Source organism: Bacillus sp. SRB3LM, from assembly GCF_015712745.1.
GTDB lineage: Bacteria > Bacillota > Bacilli > Bacillales > Bacillaceae_G > Bacillus_A > Bacillus_A thuringiensis_K.
This window is the reverse complement of sequence record NZ_VWVQ01000004.1, coordinates 85066-106476: the sequence shown is the minus strand read 5'-3', so window position 1 is coordinate 106476 and position 21411 is coordinate 85066. Positions and strand designations below refer to the sequence as shown.

Here is a 21411-nt window from a genome sequence, read left to right as displayed (position 1 = left end):
TGTGTAAAAAATTGAAAATCACCCAAATATCATTTGCTAGGAATGTCGAAATTCAAAGTCTGAAACATTAGTTAGTAGGTGGCTGGTCCGTACCTAAATAGGCTTTTGCACTACCTGTTATTGTTAAACTATAATCATGAGGATTATTATATAATATGATTGCATCAAATCCTGATGGGTCTGCGTATCCCTGGTTCAATACTCGATTTGCTATCCATTGCCCTTGTCTTACATACCACACTTGTAGTGGCTGTATTTCAGGAGGTATCTGATCCGTAGAAGAACTACCGGCTACATATGATTTATACTGTAACTCTCCGCTCCAAATAGTTTTAGTTTGTAAAGGACTAAGAGTAAATGCATCCGGATCCAAAAATGGAATCAACTCAATGCGATCGATAAATACTTGTGTGTTTGTTTCCTGTGGCTGTAAGGTAAGTGCTACTACCACATTTCCTGAAGGTAAAGTAAGAGGATCACCAGATCCGCCACCTGTAGGCCATGAGATGTCTTGGACTACATAATTTCCTTGTTGTCCCGATACATATACTTGATTTGGGAAGTTTGCTTGTATATTGGCATCTGTAGTACTTTTAAATCCCCATCCACCACCTTGAATCTGGCCACCATTTGCTACTACACTTTGCGTTAAAGATGCAGTAGTTGTACCAGCGTTTGCATAACGTACACGAACTTTATATTTTCCCGCTGTTAAGTTTGTTGCTGTTATCAACAAAGTATTTCCCGGAGTAAGGTTTACAGCATTCGCACCATTCACCCATTCTCTTACCACTACAGGACGGTTCCCATTCGTAAGAAATCCCTTTTCTGCCGGAAACCCTTTTCCAACGATATTTAGTGTATCAGGATCGATTGTACCAAAAACATTGTTTGGACTTAGACCATAGGGAACGAAACTCGCCATTACTCCTAATTTCCCAGATGCTCCCGACACATTTGTTTGTGTAAAAGGGTATAGTGCATTTATTTTTTGATTCGGTAACGGAGTATTACAACTCGCTGCATATCCAGAACTTCCATTTACACAATAGCTTCCCGGTGTACACGTCGCAGCATTACAATAACCAGGTGTAGCACAACCTGCTAAGTCAGCATTTTCTGTCGATAAGCTTTCCGCATCTACATAACGAGTATTTTGAGTAATCGCATTAATTGTCTGGACAGGGGCAATCGCACGATGATCCCAGCTGGTGTTATTTCCCGGATCATTATCCCCGTAGCGGTACGTCTTATTATTTGTATAATCTAAATAAAGTCCATAGGGGTAACAAGCATTATTAGGGTTGTATGTTTTCGTTCGAATGTACTGTAATTCTCCTGGAAAATACGAGATATCATTCAGGTTGATGGGTTGATGTTGATAACCATTGCTATCAAAAATATTATGAATAGTCGTAGTCCCATTATTGATTTGATCCTGTCCAACCATATCTGAAAAAATAACACGTGTTTGTTCTAATTCTGTTTGAGAAGTATAATCATCAGGATACATGGAAGGCCATGTTGCAACCATATCTAAGCCGTTTAACAACATTCCTCGAATATATACATTGTAGGCATTGATCGAAGCTTTATCAGATCCTAATGAAGGCATCCCCGATTTAAAAGCATCAAACACTTTTTGTGTGTTGTCATGAATAGCTGTCCGCATGATTCCTTTTATTCTAACTAGATTTTGTTTTTGTGTAAGCCCATCACCTTGTGTTTGATCTGGGTACACTACATTAATCCATTTATTTGCAAACTGGATAAAAGATTGATACGTTGATAATTGTACAGTTGCTCCTATAACAAAGAAAGGTATCGCAAGCGTGTCAAAATTTCCAGTGACCATTTGACTTAGGGCGATAATAAAAGCGGAATTAGCCGCAACAAGTTCATTATAAACATTTACATAATCTGAAGGGCTTGGTTGTCTTGGTTGTCTGTTTTGATCTCCTTGTACGCCAGTAAACTGCGCATCGACTACGGTGTCCGCTGCCTCGCTCGCTAATGTAAAAATAGCATTCAAATACCCCTGCCAATTATTTTTATCCTGATTAGATAAGGCTTGATTCAACTGTTTTTGAATTTCTGCATCAATCAAATTAATCAATTGTTGAGTATCATCTTTACTACTGTGTGGCCACAACCAACCAATCACCATGCTGAGAATTGGTGCTGCAACAGCAACGCCAGGAATTTCAGCGCCTAAAACTGTTCCTAATATTCCTATACCAGCTTGTAAAACTGCTAGATAATTGAAGCTTCCCCCACTCGCTGCTGAGAATCCGTTCTGTAGAACCGTTGTTAATAATTTGTCACTACCTGTTTTTTGAAATTCCACCCATGCTTCTTTTAGGGAAGTAATAAGGTCCTCAAAATCACCAAATTGACTCCCTGCAGTGCCCCTTGGCGGGCTTACCAGTACATTATAAGGAATAATGGATTGTTCTTGTAATGAATTCATAAAATACCCCCCTATAAAAATGGATTTGATATAGCATACTCTCTTTTCGAGACGGTGAAGAAACTCAGAACTTTATATGTTTTATTGGTATTATAAACATATTTTTTTGTGTAAATGGAATTTTTTGGGTTGTTATCACCATTTTAAGATATACGTGAAATACTCTGTTTATTCCTGTTATTTTCTTTATATAAAAAACTACAATGTTTTCCGTAGTCTGACAAAATTGTTCAAAAAGTAAAAGTATGTGTATATGTGAGCCAAAAAAGGGGAAATTTACATTCCAGACTTCTCTTTTTCGACGTAAAAGGAATTACATTATTTAAACATCAACCATATTATTTCGTACATAATCATAACCGAGGTTTATCTTATCTTTAAATTAGGATGTGTGCTCTGAACACCTGAATCAACAACTGCTACAAACCTCATTTTTTCCAATTGATTCGTTTGAGCCTTTAATGTAATTCCAATGGATTTGAATCCCCGTAAACACAGTACTCATAGGATTATAATCACTATGTGTAAACTGTGAATCGTGTCCATTGGCTTGAATGATTTCAATATTAGGTAAAACCTCAAAAACATTAATAATGGCTATCAAGCTTTTGCTTTTTACTTATGCCGTACGCTATCCACCTTTTTTCTGATGTTACATTAGACCATGATTCCATTCGGAAAGGAAGTGCAGTCAACATCTTCCTTTCCTTCTATGAGTGAGCCCTATACAGAGTTAGGAACGACAGAAAACCAAACGATTTTAGGTGTAGAACTGATTCCCCATTAAGAAAATGGCACAATGTTTTCTGTAGATACGTTAAAAACAGGAACCGTATTAATTTTAATAACGAGTAAACAGGTAGAGATACAACTTATTTCCTCATCAGGGAAGGTTTATAATAAACAAGATACATTAGTAACAAAGGGTCATAATATCTTTTTAAAGGGGTTTTCATTCATATGTTTCAACTAAAAAGTATGAAAGTGGGAGACTGGCAGATACGTATGAACACGGAAGGTAAAGATGCCTATTTAATGATGGTACGGTATCAACAATAAGCACCTTTCCATTTGAAAATACCCGCTAATAAAGCAAAATTAAAAATCCCATCTTTTGATAAAAAACTGTTGAAGCGGAGGTGGTCTCTATTATGATTCGCGTTGTTCATTGGACAGCTACACTGAGTTCATAATCTGATGGATTTCGACAAGTAGATACAAATATTTTATCTGCTACGTTACAGCATATAGAGCAATCGGATATATACAATCTTATAATTGATGTGAAAGGAATAAATAAAACAGGACACCCATATACATGTACAATTATACTTTCTATGTATATTGAAAAATAAAATATGTTTAGAATTCTACAAACAGAAAAAACGCTCTTATGAGCGCCCTTTTTCTGTTCGTTACTTTTATTCATTTTGAGGTGGTACAGTAAAACTGGAACACAGTATAGAGATAAATTATTCTATATAAGAGGTGTTTCAGATGAAAAAACAGTATGATGAAACATTTAAAAAACAATGTGTTGAATTGGTAATCAAAGAAGGGCGTACAATTTCCAGTATTCAAAGAGAATTTGATCTAGGACATGGGACTCTTAATTCATGGATAAAAAAATATTCTTCTCCACTTTTAGATAGTAAGGGAACTGATATGGCAGAACTACGTTCTTTACGAAGAGAAATCCAGGCATTAAAAAAGGAAAATGAATTTTTAAAAAAGGCGGCAACCTTCTTTGCCAAAAACCAAAACTAACACGTTTTCAGTTTATCAAACAATATCACCACATATTTGGAGTGCGCTGGCTTTGCTATCGATTACAAGTGTCTGCGAGTGGTTTTTACGACTATTTTCATCGTAAAGCCACTGAAGGTCAGAAACAACGTAAAAAGACAGCGGCTTATATTGTCATGCAATTTAAACGTTTAAAAGGTAGAATGGGGTATCGAAAACTGTACCGTTATCTTATAAATAGAGATGTTATGGTGAGCTTATCTCAAGTAAGACAAGCTTTATGTCGAGCTGGATTAAAGTCAAAAGTTGTCACGTATTATAAAAAAAGAAAGCAAGACCATTATACATTCCCAAATGTACTAGAGCGCTCCTTTAAACCTGGTAAGAAAGACGTTCCAACAGTTGTATGTGATATTACAGAATTTCGTTTAGTAAATGGATTGAAAGTGTATTTTTGTGCTGCATTAGACATTAGCACCCGGCGGGTGCTTGGTTACTCTTTGGATACTCACCAAGATGCGCAATTAGTAAAGGACACAATTCAGCAAGTTAAAAATGTTTATGGAAGTCACAAAAAGATTTTATTTCATAGTGATCAAGGATCCCAGTTTGCCAGTTATACAGTTACTGATTTTTGTAAGCAACAAAAGATTCAACAAAGTATGTCCCGCAAGGGGAACTGTTGGGATAACGCTGTGATCGAATCATTTTTTAGCATCTTTAAACGTGAATGTTTGCATGGAGAAAAACTGATTTCTCTCGCTCAAGTAACTCAGTTAGTAGCTGAATTTATTTATATGTATTACCATTCCATTCGTCCGCACTCATCATTAAATGGAATAACTCCGTATCAGTATTCAAAATCAATTGCATAATCTATTTCATGTTCCAGTTTTTCTTGACCAGGTCATAATGTGTAAATTAACATTTGAATTATATATTGCTTATAAGTTATCATTCATATAAACCCTATCTACTTATGAGAGTAAGTAGAATTGAAATTTCAGTAGAGGAAGGAGGTTTAATTGATGGAGGTTAGAATTAAAGAAGTGCGCAAAAAATTTGGTGATACACTACAAGGATTGGCTGAAAAAATCGATTATGACTACAGTAACCTTTCTAAAGTAGAGCGGGGAGTATATACTCCTTCTTTAGAATTACTTTCAAAAATTGCTGATGTTTATAAAATTGAGATAACAGATTTATTAATTGTATCTAATTTAAATAATATAAAAAAAATTTCTCTAGAGGATAACTTAGAAGCTAAAAATTACGCTCTTAGTTTAGATGGGGAAACAGTGAGTGAAGATGAATTAGATTTTCTTATACAAAGTATAAGAATTTTTCGACAGAAATTACAAAAATATAAAGACAATCTAGATTAGATTTTACTCATTGGAATCCAGGGAATTTTATTTATAACAATGCCTGTTATTATAAATTAGGTTAAGTGAAAATGTAAGTTCGTCATTTTGTTTTTGAAGCTTCTTTTGGTAATGTACGTGCGATTAAAACACGATTTGAATATTATTTAAATTATATGTAATTAGCAATAATTTTATTAGCAAATGCTGTGAAAACGAAGTGGTATCTTAAACTTCGTTTTCATTTATGTTATACAAAGCATGAAGTTTGTGTTCACCCAAAAATAGTTTAATGGTAGCTTAAATAAGAAGAAAATATAAAATTATTAGCAGGAAAAAAACTTAAAATTTTAACATGAGAGTATCTCTATGAAGTAAAGGATTTGTTAGCGGAAATTTATTTGTGTAATTGATTCATCATTAACGTCATAAACGTATACTTTAAAAATAAGGAATAATTAGTCATACGATTGAAAGAACTTACCTAAAAATAAAACATAAGATAAATAAGAATTACTGATAGCATTTTGTTAAGAAGGAGGATTATATGTCACTTCCCAATATCCCTAATATTACGCCATGTATTTCTTTAACGCGTCATGAAGCAATTAATTTATTATTGTCTTCCATTGCGATGGAGGAAATTGGTTTATCGCACATATTAAATGCTGAGGGTGAAAAATTACAACATTTTTTAAAAATAAAACATTTAGATGTCTCTAAATATATAGCAATGAATAAAAGTGTCAATGATACGTTAAGGACTATTGTTAAGTCTCAAATGTTATTACAATTGAAATTAGAAGAAGTTAATTCTATAGCTGAATGTGAGCATAGATGTACCTGTGTATGTGAGAAAAGTACTTTGCAAGGTTGTCGTTGTAAGAAAAACTGTTGTAAACAAAATTGTAATAAAATTTCCAAAAAATGTAATTGTGAAAATAATAAACTATAAGGAATAATTATGGGTAAATATTCCAAGCTAATATTTTTAGTTTTTATTGTAATGTCTATATAGAATTTTTGAGATGTATTTTTTTACAAAAGATATAGTGCATTTCTCGCCGATTTTTATGTAGTATTGGCTAATATACAAATTTAAAAATAGTGTTCTTGACTAATGTTGGTGGAGAATAGGTAAATTTCAACACATGTAAACATTAATTTGTTAAATTTATTCTAATAAGAAACAAATTTATATATGGGGAGAGGTGAAAATGGTTAATGAGAGCTTATTTAACACAAAAACATTCATAAATTCCATTTTAGAACATTATCTTTTTTATATTGAACAACATTGTGCATTACTCAAAAAAATATTAAGTCAATTGCAACACGTATCCTGTTGCAGGAATATGCATATAGTGATAAATAAGAGATTATATGAATCTTTATGGCTTTTTCATAGTTTATTTAATCATCTTAACATAAAAATTAACGAAATACAGCAAGATGTTAAGTATAATATTTTGATTAATCCTCAATTTATACATTTTTCAAAAAATATACAAGCTTTTTTGAGATATATTTATAAATACGTACAAACTTATGAGCTTTTAGAACCACGATACTACAAAAGATGTAAACTGTTACTGCAAACTTTATTAAATCAAACTTTATTTAACGTGAATCAAATACAAAAAAAAATTAACAATATTCATGCTAGTCCACCTTGGGTAAACTCAACTGCATTTAATGCTTGGAGACGGATTCAGCAATAAAATAATTAATTTACTAATAGAATTGAATATAGATGTAAGATTGCGGACGAATCTCCGATATTTATATAACACGAATAAAAAATATTCATATTATGAAAGGGGAAATAACGTTGAAAAAAAACACCATTTCTTTATGCATGATTGTAAAAAATGAAGAAGAAAGTATTGAAAGGTGTTTAAATAGTATTAAGGAGCTAGTAGACGAGATTATTATTGTTGATACAGGTAGCAGTGATCGTACCATTGATATTTGCAAACAATACTCCAAAAATATTTATCAGTTTCTTTGGAACTATAATTTTTCTGAAGCAAGAAACTTTAGTATTCAACTAGCAAAAAGTAAATGGATACTATGTTTAGATGCAGACGAGGAATTTGATGGAAATGGAATTAGTAATTTAAAAGATAGTTTAGATGAAAAAAAAGAACAGTTGTTTTATTTACCTATACTAAACTATGTTGGAAATACGGTTGCAGAAAATAATATTTATCAGATTTTTCAGCCAAGATTGTTTTGCAATGGTGCTGAGCTCAGATTTCAAAATAAGATTCATGAGACGTTATGTATTCCTCCGAACTTTTCTCAATATGGAATTCTCAATACCCCTATTAAACACTATGGATACCTCAATTCAAGAGTGACAAGTAAAAAAAAAAAAACGTAATTTAGAAATACTTAAAAATGAGTTAGAAATTCAAAATCATACCCCATGGATTGAATATCATATGGCATCCGAACATTATGGTGTAAAAGATTATGAAAAAGCATTTTATTTTATAAACCAAGCAATTTTGAAATTTCTTGCGCAAGAAACTTTACCACCTGCAATAGCATATCGATTAAAGTATACAATTATTATGGAATCAGGTAATATTGAAAAGGGCTGGCGTGGTATAGATTTGGCGATCCAAATTTATCCAGATTATGTGGATTTATATTTTATAAAAGCTAATATTCTATTTTATCTAAAAAAATATCAGGAGGCCCTAGAGGCTATAAATTGTTGCTTAAATTTAGGAGAGGATAATTATAAATATTTAATTTTAAAGGGAACAGGTAGCTTTCGAGCCATTAAGTTGAAACAAAGATGCCTGGAAAAATTAAAATGAGTATGATAGAGTTATCCACGATTTAGAGAAAGAAAAACAAGGGTCCAAAAAGAAACCCTTGTGGAGGTATGGGCATTTTAACTAATGCGAAATTTTATAAGTGGCAATCGATTTACAATCGTTATAATTAACAAAAATAAATATGATACATCCACGTATAAGACGACTTTCTAAAAATCATTAACAACTACATCTACATCATTATCCGGACAACATCCGCCTGTTATTTTACGTACACTGCTTACTCGTAAATCAGTGAAATTCATATTTGCATTTCTATCAACCCAAACTAATATAGGGCCTTCTACACGAATAAATGAACCTGTCCCCATAATTCTTCCACCTGAAAATACTTGGATTTTATCTCCTTGAAATAAACCATATACTTTACAAAAACCGTCACCATATCCATAATAGGGCATGATAATCTCTCCTTATTCATTAAATTTTTCTAACCTTCAAACAACTTGCTATTAACAAAGAGGCGTTTCCGAACATACTATTAGAATTTGTATATTCATTTTATTTATATGAGCATATCATAATCCTGCTTGGACAGACGCACAAAAAACATTATATTTTTTGATTAGTAGTCAATTTACCTTTATAAATTGGAAATTTTAAAAATATAATTCAATATCTGAACTACCTTCGGTTTCACTCCGGTTAGAACAGAGAGATTCCTAAGTAAAAGGGTTCTATTATGATTTGGAAGACAAGAAGGGTAGTCTCATTTATGTAGGTTTATATTTTGTACGTCTGTGTTTTGACAAGAACATAATTGGTTTGAAATAAATGTTTTCCTTACCATTTTTTCTTTATACGCCAACATAGTTCGAAACTTTGACCATGATATCGTACAACTCGCTTTTGCTAATTTATATTTTTGTAATATATTTGATATTTGCAAATCCTCTATATCGATAACACCGTGGTTTTGGATAATTTTAGTTAAGATTTTGTCCAATTAATCTTTTCTAGCACTCGCCTTGTATTTATACATTTTAGCTACCTTTACTCGCTGTTTATTCCAGCGAAAAGATCCATTCTTTTCTCTAGGGAAAATACGCTGTGTTTTTGTCAACTTCTCTCCTAATGATTGAAAAAACTTCAGATTTTTATAGATTGTTTTATCTGATAAGATGGTGAAATCTTTTAATCTTAAATCCCTCCTAAAGGTTGTAAACAGAAGACTGAATCGCAATACGATCCACTTCTTTGAATCAAACTCTTTCGTCATGACAGTAAGTCTGGCAGAGCATGATCTATATGCCAAACCTTCTACGGTTTCTTTGACCTGGTCAAGAAAAACTGGAACATGAAATAGATTATGCAATTGATTTTGAATACTGATACGGAGTTATTCCATTTAATGATGAGTGCGGACGAATGGAATGGTAATACATATAAATAAATTCAGCTACTAACTGAGTTACTTGAGCGAGAGAAATCAGTTTTTCTCCATGCAAACATTCACGTTTAAAGATGCTAAAAAATGATTCGATCACAGCGTTATCCCAACAGTTCCCCTTGCGGGACATACTTTGTTGAATCTTTTGTTGCTTACAAAAATCAGTAACTGTATAACTGGCAAACTGGGATCCTTGATCACTATGAAATAAAATCTTTTTGTGACTTCCATAAACATTTTTAACTTGCTGAATTGTGTCCTTTACTAATTGCGCATCTTGGTGAGTATCCAAAGAGTAACCAAGCACCCGCCGGGTGCTAATGTCTAATGCAGCACAAAAATACACTTTCAATCCATTTACTAAACGAAATTCTGTAATATCACATACAACTGTTGGAACGTCTTTCTTACCAGGTTTAAAGGAGCGCTCTAGTACATTTGGGAATGTATAATGGTCTTGCTTTCTTTTTTTATAATACGTGACAACTTTTGACTTTAATCCAGCTCGACATAAAGCTTGTCTTACTTGAGATAAGCTCACCATAACATCTCTATTTATAAGATAACGGTACAGTTTTCGATACCCCATTCTACCTTTTAAACGTTTAAATTGCATGACAATATAAGCCGCTGTCTTTTTACGTTGTTTCTGACCTTCAGTGGCTTTACGATGAAAATAGTCGTAAAAACCACTCGCAGACACTTGTAATCGATAGCAAAGCCAGCGCACTCCAAATATGTGGTGATATTGTTTGATAAACTGAAAACGTGTTAGTTTTGGTTTTTGGCAAAGAAGGTTGCCGCCTTTTTTAAAAATTCATTTTCCTTTTTTAATGCCTGGATTTCTCTTCGTAAAGAACGTAGTTCTGCCATATCAGTTCCCTTACTATCTAAAAGTGGAGAAGAATATTTTTTTATCCATGAATTAAGAGTCCCATGTCCTAGATCAAATTCTCTTTGAATACTGGAAATTGTACGCCCTTCTTTGATTACCAATTCAACACATTGTTTTTTAAACGTTTCATCATACTGTTTTTTCATCTGAAACACCTCTTATATAGAATAATTTATCTCTATACTGTGTTCCAGTTTTACTGTACCACCTCATCAAGGTACGGTCAAAATGGAGAATAAAAGAGGAAGCTTTAAGCAAATTGTCCCGAATTATGAAAAAATCAATGCCGGTTTTACGGTTGATGTAGGTAAACCGGATAAGATTTATTTTTATGAAGATCCAATCGACATGTTATCTCATTGGAGTATCAAACAAAATAAGATACAAAACGCTCGCCTGGTTTCTATGCATGGATTGAAGTCAAAAACAGTAATTCAATCTTTAATGGATGCGAAAAAAGAAGGGCACGATATTAAAGAGGTCATTATGGCAGTTGATAATGATAAACCTGGGAAAGACTTCATTCAGACAATGAAATGCTTTGTAGACCTTCAAGAGGATATTCCAACAAATGAAAAGGATTGGAACGATGTCCGGAAGAAACAAGTGAATGAGCAACAGGCAAAAGAAATAGCCCAACCAAAGAAAATGAAACCAATTAAAGAGGTGGAGCGAAGTGTCTAATCTACCAGAAATGCCAAACATATTACAAATTTTGATGTATAGTTTTATCCTTTATTTTCTTTTTCTTATTTTTAAATTCATGTACCGGAAGATCCAGGAGCGAAGAATATTAAAGCGAATGGCTAAGTCTGGTATTCGTTTTAATATGTGCGTACTTACATGAGAAGGAATCACAATCTTTAAATCTGATTATAAATAAAGGTTCCACATAATCTCTTTGAATAAGAACATCTTGTCCACTTATAGAATAATATATCTAGATGCTTCGTAGTTAATTAGAACAAGGGATGTGGAAACATGGAAGATATCAAGAAAAAAATAGAGGAGTTGACCTTGAACCAAAAAGAAATCATGCGAGAAATAAGAAATGTAGAGATGCGTACAACGATAAATGAAAAAGACATTTCTACAGTTAATAAGCAATTGGAAAAAATCAGTTTAAATACAGTTTGGATTTTACGAATTATTATCGGGGCAGTCACAGCAGGGATTTTAGGGTTAGTAATTAAAGGAATAATGTGAAAAGTTTATTTAAAAGAGCTCTTAACGGGGAGCATTCGCAGCGTTATTCGCGTGGATGCTTTTGACTATGTAAAAAAGAATGAACAGTATCAGAAAGTTATTGAAAAAAACCAGGATGTTACCAAAAAACAAGCAGAAGTTTTTGAGGATTTGAAGTGCCCCCTAAAAGTTAAACATGGTTATTTCATTAGGAAGCTTGATAAAAGTGAGTCTGGTATTGCACCGGGCTCATTTTTAATCTTGTCTTTATCCGTTTCGTATTATAATAATTTGTATATTTTTTTAATTCTATTTTAAAATGTTCTACACTTTCAAACTCTTTTATGTAGAGGAATTCCGACTTCATGATCCCGAAGAAATTGTCCATTATTGCGTTGTCATAACAGTTGCCTTTTCGAGACATACTCTGCACAATACCTCTTGATTCAAGAGTACGGACATATTGTTTCATTTGGTAATGCCACCCTTGATCTGAATGCATCAATAGTTGGTGATTTTCAAGCAAACGTTCTAATGCGTTCTCTGACATTTCTGAAACAAGTGAATACGTCGGTCTAGAGCCTATTGTATAGGTAATAATTTCACCATTATACAAGTCTAATACAGGTAATAAATAAAGTTTCTCTCCAAAAAATTTCTGTTACCCATTTTTGATTCGGTGCATCTGCATGAAAACTACGCGCTAAAATATTTGGTGTCATTTTACCGGTTTTCTCTTCATAAGACTTATATTTTTTCATACGTACAACCCACTTTAATCCAAGCTCTTTCATAATGTGCAGAACCTTCTTGTGATTCACTTTCTGACCACTATTCGTTAACTCATCACGAATGCGACGGTAGCCATAACACCTTCATTTTTCCTTGTTTTGAACTAAGGCATTCAACTTTTTTAAGTACTCATTTTCCATTTCAAGCTGTTTAATACGTACTTCAAGTGCTTCGACTGAAATTTCAACTGGTGCTTGTTTTGATTGTTTATTTGACTCTTTTTTCATGGATGGACGCCTCTTTTTCCTTGATTGAAGGGCATCAATTCCTTGTGTTTCGAGCTGTTTTTTCCAAACAGAAATCGTTGAAGGGGCAGGAATGTTAAAGATAGCTGCCGTCTCAAATAAGGACATACCGTTTTCAATCATAAAGTTTAGTACGTCTAGTTTAAATTGTTGTGTGTAATTTGTACATCGTTTTAGAAAAGCTTCTATACCATTTTGTTTATATTGGTTTACCCAATTCAAAATAATTGTGTCACTTATACCAATCGATTTACCCATTTCTCGATAACTTTCATTTCCGTTCAAATAACGTAGAACGATTTGTATTTTTTCATCAGCTGTAAATTTAGCCATAGAAAAACTGCACCTCCAATTGTTAGACTGTGTCTAACAATTGGGGTGCAGTTCAAATTCACTCTTTTTTATTTGGATTTTTAAGGAATGAAATTGATATAATGATGAGTAACAAGAGGGAGAAATGATGGGAATACATATTAGAAGAGCAATAAAGGATGATATACCAGGTATAGCAAAGGTGCATGTTGATAGTTGGAAAACAACTTATAAAGGTATATTTGCTGACGAAATTCTAGATAATATAGCATATGAGAAACGAGAAAAACAATGGGAAGATATGTTTCAAAAAGAAGGTAATCATCAATTTAGATTTGTAGCAGAGAATTTAAGTGGAGAAATAGTTGGATTCATCGATGGGGGAGTAGAAAGAACTGGCACATATAATTGTGATGGAGAATTATATGCAATCTACCTTTTACAAGAGTATCAAGGAATGAAAATAGGACAAAAGTTATTTCAAGCTTTATTATCGGATTGTATAAACAATAATATGCAATCACTTTTAGTTTGGATTGTTACGAATAATCCTTCTAAAAAGTTTTATGAAAAATTTAACCCTGAAAAAATTGATACGAAATTTTTAGAGAGAGTAAGGAGAGAAGAAACAGCGTATTGTTGGAGAGATTTGAATTTGTTACAAAAACAAACAGCTATATAGATTGATACATATAATAATATTATGTAAATATATCGTAGGGAAAGGTATACCTCATTTGGTGTACCTTTTTATTAATCCATCAAAAAATGGATTAATAAAAAATAGTAGGTAATTAGTTTGAAGGCAAGAATTTTTCTAGTGTACTTTTAACTAGATTAAAGAAAAGAAAGAAAAAAAGAAAAATTTAATTTCATAAAAAAATTCTGAAATATACTCTTGAATTGAATATCATTATCAATTAGAATCATAATTGATAACGATGTTCAATTATCAATTATCAATTGTAATATGAAATTCTCATAGCGTTAATATAAAGAGGAGGACCAACATGCAGCATGCGAAACAAATCGCAGAACATGCAACATTACAAAGCTTTTTAAACTGTTATTTAAGAGAAACAGGGAGTGGAGAATGGATTACAGAGGATGAAAGAATGAAAAGTATCTTCAGTAATACGTTGAATAGAGATACAGTCCCCACATATTTATGTTGTCGGCTATCGGCACAGAACGTTACTTTGTATGGAGAAGTTATATATAAATCATCAACAGATCGCCATTTGTTTGGAGAACAATTTTATTATCAAATTGGAGATAGTAATTCTGTTATTACAGCAGATTACGTTACAGTTATTACGTTTTTAATAAAAGAGATGTCTATCAACTACGGAGAAGGAACGAATCCTGCGGAACTTATGCTTCGAGTTATCCGTAGTTGTCAAAATATTGAGGAATTTACAAAAGAGAGAATAGAAGATACATCCGCATTATACGGTTTTCATACAACTTTTATAGAAGCGGAGCAGTCTTTATTATTTGGGCATTTAACTCATCCTACACCAAAGAGTAGACAGGGGATATTGGATTGGAAAAGTGCAATGTATTCTCCAGAATTAAAAGGAGAATGTCAGCTTCATTATTTTCGGGCACATAAAAGTATAGTAAATGAAAAATCATTATTATCAGATTCTACAACAATGATTATAAAAGAAGAATTAAGTAATGATGAGATGGTTAGTAAGGAATTTATAGCGAAGTACTGTAAGGAAGATCAATATGCATTAATTCCAATTCATCCGCTTCAGGCAGAATGGCTCTTGCATCAAGCTTACGTACAAGATTGGATAGTTCAAGAATTGCTTGAGTATATTGGTCCTGTAGGTAAGTATTATATGGCAACATCATCACTAAGGACGCTATATCATCCCGATTCGAAGTATATGCTTAAGTTTTCATTTCCGGTGAAAGTAACGAATTCAATGCGTATTAATAAACTGAAAGAACTTGAGAGTGGTCTTGAAGGGAAGGAAATGTTAAATACGGCTATTGGTGAAGTACGAGAAAGATTTCCAGGATTTGATTTTATTTGTGATCCAGCCTTTATTACATTAAATTATGGAACACAAGAATCTGGATTTGAAGTGATTATTCGCGAGAACCCTTTTTATAGTGAACATGCAAATGACGCAACATTAATTGCTGGACTAGTTCAAGACGCTATACCTGGAGAGCGTACGCGGTTATCGAATATTATTCATCGTCTAGCAGATTTAGAAAGTAAAAGCTGTGAAGAAGTAAGCTTAGAGTGGTTTAGACGATATATGAATATTTCTTTAAAGCCAATGGTATGGATGTATTTACAGTATGGTGTTGCATTAGAAGCTCATCAGCAAAATAGTGTTGTTCAGCTAAAAGATGGTTATCCGGTCAAATATTATTTCCGTGATAATCAAGGATTTTATTTCTGTAATTCAATGAAAGAGATGCTTAATAATGAATTAGCTGGTATTGGAGAACGTACTGGAAATTTATATGACGACTATATTGTGGATGAGAGATTTCGTTACTACTTAATTTTCAATCATATGTTTGGCCTCATTAATGGTTTTGGCACAGCAGGATTAATTAAGGAGGAAATTCTTCTTTCGGAATTAAGGTCTGTACTTGAATCATTCCTTCCATATAACCGGGAACCTTCTACATTTTTAAGAGAATTATTGGACGAAGATAAGTTAGCGTGTAAAGCAAATTTACTAACGAGATTTTTCGATGTCGATGAGTTAAGTAATCCATTAGAGCAAGCAATCTATGTGCAAGTACATAATCCACTCGTTAGAGAAGTGGCTGTTCGTTCATAAATAGAGTTAAAATTTCACGTAATACAAATAATGGTATTTTGTCATAAGGTGGAGGGTTTTATGAGAGTGGACATGTATCATACGAAAGTATTGAAGGCGCTCGAATCAGAAGATTACATTTCAGTACGAAGAAGAGTGCTACGTCAATTAGTAGAATCGTTAATTTATGAGGGGATTATTACACCGGTTCGCATAGAAAAAGAAGAACAAATTCTTTTTATAATACAAGGACATGATGAAGAAGACAAAAGTGTCACGTACAAATGCTATGGCAGGGAACGGATGACATTTGGACGTATTTCGTTAGACTCATTAATAGTAAGAGTCCAAGATGAACAGCAAGAAATACAATCTGTCTCGCAATTTCTAGAAGAAGTTTTTCGGGTTACTAGTGTAGAACAAGCTAAATTAGATTCTTTTATGCACGAATTAGAACAAACAATATTTAAAGACACGATTGCACAATATGAAAGAAATAATAAGAGAGAATACACTCAAAAATCTTACGATGAGTTTGAAAGTCAATTAATAGACGGCCATCCATATCACCCTAGTTATAAAGCACGTGTTGGATTTCAATATCGTGACAATTTTCAATATGGTTATGAATTTATGCAGCCAATAAAACTCATATGGATTGCAGCGCATAAGAATTATGCGGCTGTAGGTTATGAGAATGAAGTGATGTATAACAACCTTTTAAAAGAGGAGATTGGCGATCGTAAATTAGAAGAGTTTATGGAACGAATTCGTAATAAGGGATGTAATCCAAAACAGTACGTGCTTATACCTGTTCACCCATGGCAGTGGGAGAATTTCATCATTTCAAATTATGCGGATCATATACAGGGTAAATTTATTATTTATTTAGGAACATCAGAGGACGATTATTGCGCGCAACAGTCAATGAGAACGTTAAGAAATATTAGTAGTCCAAAGAAACCGTACGTTAAGTTATCGATGAATTTACTCAACACTTCAACACTTCGTACGCTGAAACCATACTCTGTTGTGAGTGCACCAGTAATATCAAATTGGTTAAATGATGTTGTAAGTAATGACGCCTATTTAATGGATGAAGCACGTTTAATCTTGTTAAGTGAGTTTTCAAGTGTAACGTATGACACGAATAAGAAAGCTATATATGGTTCATTAGGATGTATTTGGCGCGAAAGCGTTCATAAGTATTTAGATGCACAAGAGGATGCAATTCCTTTTAATGGTTTATACGCTAAAGAGAAAGATGGTACACCAATTATTGATGCGTGGTTGAATAAATATGGAATGAAGGATTGGCTACAATTACTTATTCAAAAAGCGATAATACCAGTTATACATCTTGTTGTAGAGCATGGCATCGCACTGGAATCACATGGACAAAATATGATTCTAGTTCATAAAGAAGGGGTGCCTGTTCGTATTGCGTTAAAGGATTTTCATGAAGGGCTTGAGTTTTATCGTCCATATTTGAAAGAAGTTGACAAATGTCCCGACTTTACTAAAATGCATAAAACATATGCGAATGGAAAAATGAATGATTTCTTTGAAATGGATGGCATTGAATGTTTGCAAGAGATGGTGTTAGATGCACTATTCCTGTTTAATTTAGGAGAATTAGCATTCGTACTTGCGGATGAATATGGATTGAAAGAAGAACATTTTTGGATGATGGTTGTTGAAGAAATTGAAAATCATTTAAGAATATATCCACATTTGAAAGGTAGATTTGAAAATATTCAATTATATGCACCTACATTCTATGCTGAACAATTAACGAAACGTCGATTATATATGGATGTGGAATCGCTTGTTCATGAAGTTCCAAATCCATTGTATAGAGTAAGACAACTTATGAAACAAAAATCAGCTGTTACAGGGGGAAATTATGCTAATCATTAATAAACAAGAGTATAGCAAAAGTGATTTTGAATTGAGATTACAAGTTTATGAGGAAATGGAACAATTTCAAGAAGCAGAAGGAAATAGATTTGCACTTTGTCTGAAAGATCCATTCGATATTATTACGCTTGTGTTTTTCTTAAAAGAAAAGAAATCATCAGTATTACTTATACATGAAGATACGCCAAACGAAACGGCTATTGAAATGGCAAAGCGTGCAAATTGTGTAGGAGTTTTATATGGAGAATATGGCGATTTTACAAAGTTAGAAGTAGAGAACTTTTTACTAGAAGAGCCTTCTTTATTGCAATATAGTTCGGGAACTACGGGAGAACCGAAACTGATTCGTAGAGCATGGACGGAAGTTGATACAGAAATTACTGCCTATAATGAAGCTTTAAACTGTGAAGTAGATGAAGTGCCAATCGTTATGGCTCCTGTTTCACATTCATACGGACTAATATGTGGTACGTTATCAGCAATTACGAGGGGGAGCAAGCCTGTAATCATTACGAACAAAAATCCTAAATTCGCATTAAATATAGTTCGCAATACAGAAAAACATATTATATATGCAGTACCACTTATGTTACACATTATGGGGAGTTTTCCATTAGGAACGTTCCAGTTTCATAAAATTATGACATCAGGATCGCCTTTGCCAGAAGCACTATTTTATAAACTAAAAAAAATGACAACATATATGATGCAGCAATACGGTTGTTCTGAAGCAGGTTGTATTAGTATATGTCATGATATGAAGAGCCATTTAGATTTAGGAAACCCTCTACCTCATGCGAGTATAAGCATAGGTTCAGATGAAAATGCACCGGAAGAAATCGTCGTGAAAATGAATGATAAGGAAATTTTCACGAAAGATTTAGGTTATAAATCTGAGCGTGGCATTCATTTTATGGGGCGTATGGACGATGTAATTAATGTTTCAGGATTAAAAGTCTTTCCTATAGAGGTAGAAGAAACGATGCTTCGATTGGAAGGTGTTCAAGAGGCAATTGTATATCGTGGGAAACATCCTGTGATGGGCGAAATAGTTAAAGCGAAAGTGATCTCTCATGTTGATCCAGTACAAATAAGAGAATGGTGTATTCGGCACTTACCTTCTTATAAAGTTCCGCATGAAATTGAAAGTGTAAATGAAATTCCTAAAAATAAAACTGGAAAAGTAAGTAGAAAGTTACTAGAGATGGGAGAGGTTACAACATGAGACGGGAAGCGTTAAAGAATGCCGTATTAAAAATTATGATAGAAAAAATGGAACTGAAAAATGTAACGCATTTAGAAGAAACGATGCGCTTAAATCAAGATTTATATATAGATTCAGTAATGATGTTACAGCTTATTGTATACATAGAAATGGATGTAAAGTTATGCGTTCCAGAGGATGAGGTAGATCCAAAGGCATTTCTTACTGTAGGATCTTTGCTTGATTTTATGGAGGAGTTACAGCCGTTACAGGAAGTAAATGTGAATAACTAACCTTTAGGAAAGTGGATGAGAGTATGACTTCAATTAAAGTGCACTGTTTAGTGAGTTGTTTTTGTGAAATTATAAAAAGGCGTAGCGACATTGATTTTCGTCCATTTTATTTTGGACTATGGGATGGAGATTTTGATATAACAGAAGGCGGAATTATTTCATATCACTCTGAAAACATTAACCATGATCATTATTTACTTTGGTTTGAAAAATTGTACGGTATTAAAGTAAACGAATGGTATGATCATGCAAAAGATAAAGATAGCAATGTAGAAACGTTTTTAGAATTAGTAGAAAACAAGCCGGAAAATCGTTATGTCATTGTAATGGTTGATATGTCTCTATTACCAGAGAGGGAAAATAAATTTCATCAAAAACCGTTTCCACATTATTTAATGATATTAAAAACAGAGAAAGAAGAAGAGTGGTTCATGCTAGATCCTGATTTTCGTTGGGAAGGAAATATGGAAAGAGAAAAAGTACTTCACTCTATTCAAGATAACCCATTTGGTGGAGGTTATTTCATTGATATAGAAGGAATTGGGGAGCCAACGCAAGAAACAGTAGCTAATTATTTCACAGAAACATTCAAAAAGAACGACAATGAACTGACTATGGAACTGAAAAATTTAATTGTAAAAATGGCAAATGAGGAAGAAGGATATGCGCTTTCTGGACTTGTAGCAGCAGTAAAACAAATACCAGTACTTGCAATTCGTAAATATAGTTATGAGCATGCCTTTGCATACTTCCGTGAAACGTTGCAATATTCGGAGCAAGAATTTGATTATTGGTGTGATCGGGTAGAGGATATTGTACAAGGATTTACAAATGTACAGTACCGTGCAATTAAAATGGCAATGACGAATAATAAAGGTATGCTAGTATCGATTATTGAAAAACTGGATGAAATGAATGCAATTGAACTGCAAATTAAGAAGGAATTAGAGAGACAGTTTCTATCATGGAAAGGTATGAAAACAAATCAATCTGTCGCAACTCTTTAATAAGCTAACTGAATTTAAGATAGGGGAGTTTAATACTATGAAATATTCGCTATGTACCATTTCATTTCGTCATCAATTAATTTCATTTACTGATATTGTTCAATTTGCATATGAAAACGGTTTTGAAGGAATTGAATTATGGGGGACGCATGCACAAAATTTGTACATGCAAGAACGTGAAACGACAGAACGAGAATTGAATTTTCTAAAGGATAAAAACTTAGAAATTACGATGATAAGTGATTACTTAGATATATCATTATCAGCAGATTTTGAAAAAACGATAGAGAAAAGTGAACAACTTGTAGTACTAGCTAATTGGTTTAATACGAATAAAATTCGCACGTTTGCTGGGCAAAAAGGGAGCAATGACTTCTCGGAACAAGAGAGAAAAGAGTATGTGAAGCGAATACGTAAGATTTGTGATGTGTTTGCTCAGCACAATATGTATGTGCTGTTAGAAACACATCCCAATACACTAACGGACACATTGCCTTCTACTATAGAACTATTAGAAGAAGTAAATCATCCGAATTTAAAAATAAATCTTGATTTTCTTCATATATGGGAGTCTGGCGCAGATCCAATAGACAGTTTCCAGCGATTAAAGCCGTGGACACTACATTACCATTTTAAGAATATATCTTCAGCGGATTATTTGCATGTGTTTGAACCTAATAATGTATATGCTGCAGCAGGAAGTCGTATTGGTATGGTTCCGTTATTTGAAGGTATTGTAAATTATGATGAGATTATTCAGGAAGTGAGAGGTACGGATCTTTTTGCTTCCTTAGAATGGTTTGGACATAATTCAAAAGAGATATTAAAAGAAGAAATGAAAGTATTAATAAATAGAAAATTAGAAGTAGTAACTTCGTAATGTGAAATGATGTTAGAGTCTCGTTTTAGAGGCTCTTTTTTTATGGTAAGAAATAACC

The 21411-nt window shown here is 33.2% G+C and carries 19 protein-coding genes and 5 pseudogenes; 18 read left to right on the top strand and 6 right to left on the bottom strand.

Annotated elements, in window-relative coordinates; all coding sequences use genetic code 11:
• Nucleotides 1-67: 67 nt before the first annotated feature.
• Nucleotides 68-2470 (bottom strand): insecticidal delta-endotoxin Cry8Ea1 family protein, encoded by a 2403-nt coding sequence (locus tag F3I02_RS02120; protein ID WP_196477517.1) that lies wholly within the window; start codon nt 2468-2470, stop codon nt 68-70.
• Between the two features lie 664 nt (nt 2471-3134).
• Here F3I02_RS02120 and F3I02_RS34305 point away from each other — a divergent pair.
• The 7 genes from F3I02_RS34305 (at nt 3135) to F3I02_RS02090 (ending at nt 8411) form a co-directional block, all read left to right on the top strand.
• Complete coding sequence (locus F3I02_RS34305; protein ID WP_269061754.1) at nt 3135-3257, top strand: hypothetical protein; 123 nt, start codon at nt 3135-3137, stop codon at nt 3255-3257.
• A gap of 710 nt (nt 3258-3967) precedes the next feature.
• Entirely contained in the window at nt 3968-4237 is a 270-nt protein-coding gene (locus F3I02_RS02115; RefSeq protein WP_230876755.1) for a transposase, read from the top strand.
• Nucleotides 4192-5091, top strand: a complete 900-nt coding sequence (locus F3I02_RS02110) for an IS3 family transposase (protein ID WP_196477652.1) — start codon at nt 4192-4194, stop codon at nt 5089-5091. The genes F3I02_RS02115 and F3I02_RS02110 overlap by 46 nt, the downstream gene beginning before the upstream one ends.
• A 153-nt stretch (nt 5092-5244) precedes the next feature.
• Nucleotides 5245-5601 carry a helix-turn-helix domain-containing protein gene (locus F3I02_RS02105; RefSeq protein ID WP_078401364.1) on the top strand — a complete coding sequence of 119 codons (357 nt, stop codon included), beginning with the start codon at nt 5245-5247 and terminating at the stop codon, nt 5599-5601.
• A 526-nt stretch (nt 5602-6127) separates the two neighbouring features.
• Nucleotides 6128-6535, top strand: coding sequence for an alpha-helical endospore appendage domain-containing protein (locus tag F3I02_RS02100; RefSeq protein ID WP_196477516.1), 408 nt, complete (start codon nt 6128-6130; stop codon nt 6533-6535).
• Nucleotides 6536-7411: 876 nt separating this feature from the next.
• Nucleotides 7412-7966, top strand: a complete 555-nt coding sequence (locus F3I02_RS02095; protein ID WP_196477515.1) for a glycosyltransferase family 2 protein — start codon at nt 7412-7414, stop codon at nt 7964-7966.
• Between the two features lie 61 nt (nt 7967-8027).
• Nucleotides 8028-8411, top strand: a complete 384-nt coding sequence (locus tag F3I02_RS02090) for a hypothetical protein (RefSeq protein ID WP_196477514.1) — start codon at nt 8028-8030, stop codon at nt 8409-8411.
• Between the two features lie 170 nt (nt 8412-8581).
• On the opposite strand, the gene F3I02_RS02085 is transcribed toward F3I02_RS02090, so the two are convergent.
• From F3I02_RS02085 to F3I02_RS02070, 4 genes and pseudogenes are all read right to left on the bottom strand, one after another.
• A complete protein-coding gene (locus F3I02_RS02085) occupies nt 8582-8833 on the bottom strand; it encodes a hypothetical protein (protein ID WP_196477513.1) in 252 nt (83 codons plus the stop codon).
• Between the two features lie 311 nt (nt 8834-9144).
• Nucleotides 9145-9579: pseudogene (locus F3I02_RS33695) on the bottom strand (transposase); the annotation flags it as partial.
• Nucleotides 9580-9739: 160 nt separating this feature from the next.
• A complete protein-coding gene (locus F3I02_RS02075) occupies nt 9740-10639 on the bottom strand; it encodes an IS3 family transposase (protein WP_196477652.1) in 900 nt (299 codons plus the stop codon).
• Complete coding sequence (locus tag F3I02_RS02070; protein ID WP_230876755.1) at nt 10594-10863, bottom strand: transposase; 270 nt, start codon at nt 10861-10863, stop codon at nt 10594-10596. Before F3I02_RS02070 ends, F3I02_RS02075 begins: the two co-directional genes overlap by 46 nt.
• A 67-nt stretch (nt 10864-10930) precedes the next feature.
• On the opposite strand from F3I02_RS02070, the pseudogene F3I02_RS02065 reads away from it, so the two are divergent.
• From F3I02_RS02065 to F3I02_RS33690, 4 genes and pseudogenes are all read left to right on the top strand, one after another.
• Nucleotides 10931-11401: pseudogene (locus F3I02_RS02065) on the top strand (toprim domain-containing protein); the annotation flags it as partial.
• Nucleotides 11394-11543, top strand: a pseudogene (locus tag F3I02_RS02060) (restriction endonuclease); the annotation flags it as partial. The pseudogenes F3I02_RS02065 and F3I02_RS02060, both read left to right, overlap by 8 nt.
• A 155-nt stretch (nt 11544-11698) precedes the next feature.
• Nucleotides 11699-11923 (top strand): hypothetical protein, encoded by a 225-nt coding sequence (locus F3I02_RS02055; protein WP_196477511.1) that lies wholly within the window; start codon nt 11699-11701, stop codon nt 11921-11923.
• Nucleotides 11924-11948: 25 nt separating this feature from the next.
• Nucleotides 11949-12076, top strand: a pseudogene (locus F3I02_RS33690) (BhlA/UviB family holin-like peptide); the annotation flags it as partial.
• Nucleotides 12077-12110: 34 nt separating this feature from the next.
• On the opposite strand, the pseudogene F3I02_RS02050 reads toward F3I02_RS33690, so the two are convergent.
• Nucleotides 12111-13272, bottom strand: a pseudogene (locus tag F3I02_RS02050) (IS3 family transposase).
• Nucleotides 13273-13396: 124 nt separating this feature from the next.
• Between F3I02_RS02050 and F3I02_RS02045 the strand changes: the two are divergent.
• The 7 genes from F3I02_RS02045 to F3I02_RS02015 all read left to right on the top strand — a co-directional run bounded on the left by F3I02_RS02045 (nt 13397) and on the right by F3I02_RS02015 (nt 21353).
• A complete protein-coding gene (locus F3I02_RS02045) occupies nt 13397-13933 on the top strand; it encodes a GNAT family N-acetyltransferase (RefSeq protein ID WP_196477510.1) in 537 nt (178 codons plus the stop codon).
• Nucleotides 13934-14261: 328 nt separating this feature from the next.
• On the top strand, nt 14262-16070 hold the full coding sequence (locus F3I02_RS02040) for an IucA/IucC family protein (protein WP_046945375.1): 1809 nt from the start codon (nt 14262-14264) through the stop codon (nt 16068-16070).
• Nucleotides 16071-16130: 60 nt separating this feature from the next.
• Complete coding sequence (locus F3I02_RS02035; protein WP_046945374.1) at nt 16131-17969, top strand: IucA/IucC family protein; 1839 nt, start codon at nt 16131-16133, stop codon at nt 17967-17969.
• Nucleotides 17956-19194: an AMP-binding protein gene (locus F3I02_RS02030; protein WP_000905504.1), complete on the top strand. Its 1239-nt coding sequence runs from the start codon at nt 17956-17958 to the stop codon at nt 19192-19194. Before F3I02_RS02035 ends, F3I02_RS02030 begins: the two co-directional genes overlap by 14 nt.
• Nucleotides 19191-19466, top strand: a complete 276-nt coding sequence (asbD, locus tag F3I02_RS02025; protein ID WP_001250562.1) for a petrobactin biosynthesis protein AsbD — start codon at nt 19191-19193, stop codon at nt 19464-19466. The genes F3I02_RS02030 and asbD overlap by 4 nt, the downstream gene beginning before the upstream one ends.
• 23 nt (nt 19467-19489) lie before the next feature.
• The gene (locus tag F3I02_RS02020) at nt 19490-20473 is read left to right on the top strand and encodes a DUF6005 family protein (RefSeq protein WP_196477509.1); all 984 of its coding nucleotides are present in this window, start codon (nt 19490-19492) and stop codon (nt 20471-20473) included.
• 37 nt (nt 20474-20510) lie between these two features.
• Nucleotides 20511-21353, top strand: a complete 843-nt coding sequence (locus F3I02_RS02015) for a sugar phosphate isomerase/epimerase family protein (protein WP_000877688.1) — start codon at nt 20511-20513, stop codon at nt 21351-21353.
• Nucleotides 21354-21411: the final 58 nt, after the last annotated feature.

Bases quoted from the DNA above. Each gene is read 5' to 3' on its own strand.
- F3I02_RS02020 (WP_196477509.1), top strand. From the start codon at position 19,490: ATGACTTCAATTAAAGTGCACTGTTTAGTGAGTTGTTTTTGTGAAATT.
- F3I02_RS02055 (WP_196477511.1), top strand. From the start codon at position 11,699: ATGGAAGATATCAAGAAAAAAATAGAGGAGTTGACCTTGAACCAAAAA.
- F3I02_RS34305 (WP_269061754.1), top strand. From the start codon at position 3,135: ATGATTCCATTCGGAAAGGAAGTGCAGTCAACATCTTCCTTTCCTTCT.
- F3I02_RS02105 (WP_078401364.1), top strand. From the start codon at position 5,245: ATGGAGGTTAGAATTAAAGAAGTGCGCAAAAAATTTGGTGATACACTA.
- F3I02_RS02085 (WP_196477513.1), bottom strand. From the start codon at position 8,833: ATGCCCTATTATGGATATGGTGACGGTTTTTGTAAAGTATATGGTTTA.
- F3I02_RS02090 (WP_196477514.1), top strand. From the start codon at position 8,028: ATGGCATCCGAACATTATGGTGTAAAAGATTATGAAAAAGCATTTTAT.
- F3I02_RS02035 (WP_046945374.1), top strand. From the start codon at position 16,131: ATGAGAGTGGACATGTATCATACGAAAGTATTGAAGGCGCTCGAATCA.
- F3I02_RS02115 (WP_230876755.1), top strand. From the start codon at position 3,968: ATGAAAAAACAGTATGATGAAACATTTAAAAAACAATGTGTTGAATTG.
- F3I02_RS02040 (WP_046945375.1), top strand. From the start codon at position 14,262: ATGCAGCATGCGAAACAAATCGCAGAACATGCAACATTACAAAGCTTT.
- F3I02_RS02045 (WP_196477510.1), top strand. From the start codon at position 13,397: ATGATGGGAATACATATTAGAAGAGCAATAAAGGATGATATACCAGGT.
- F3I02_RS02120 (WP_196477517.1), bottom strand. From the start codon at position 2,470: ATGAATTCATTACAAGAACAATCCATTATTCCTTATAATGTACTGGTA.
- F3I02_RS02070 (WP_230876755.1), bottom strand. From the start codon at position 10,863: ATGAAAAAACAGTATGATGAAACGTTTAAAAAACAATGTGTTGAATTG.
- asbD (WP_001250562.1), top strand. From the start codon at position 19,191: ATGAGACGGGAAGCGTTAAAGAATGCCGTATTAAAAATTATGATAGAA.
- F3I02_RS02030 (WP_000905504.1), top strand. From the start codon at position 17,956: ATGCTAATCATTAATAAACAAGAGTATAGCAAAAGTGATTTTGAATTG.
- F3I02_RS02015 (WP_000877688.1), top strand. From the start codon at position 20,511: ATGAAATATTCGCTATGTACCATTTCATTTCGTCATCAATTAATTTCA.
- F3I02_RS02100 (WP_196477516.1), top strand. From the start codon at position 6,128: ATGTCACTTCCCAATATCCCTAATATTACGCCATGTATTTCTTTAACG.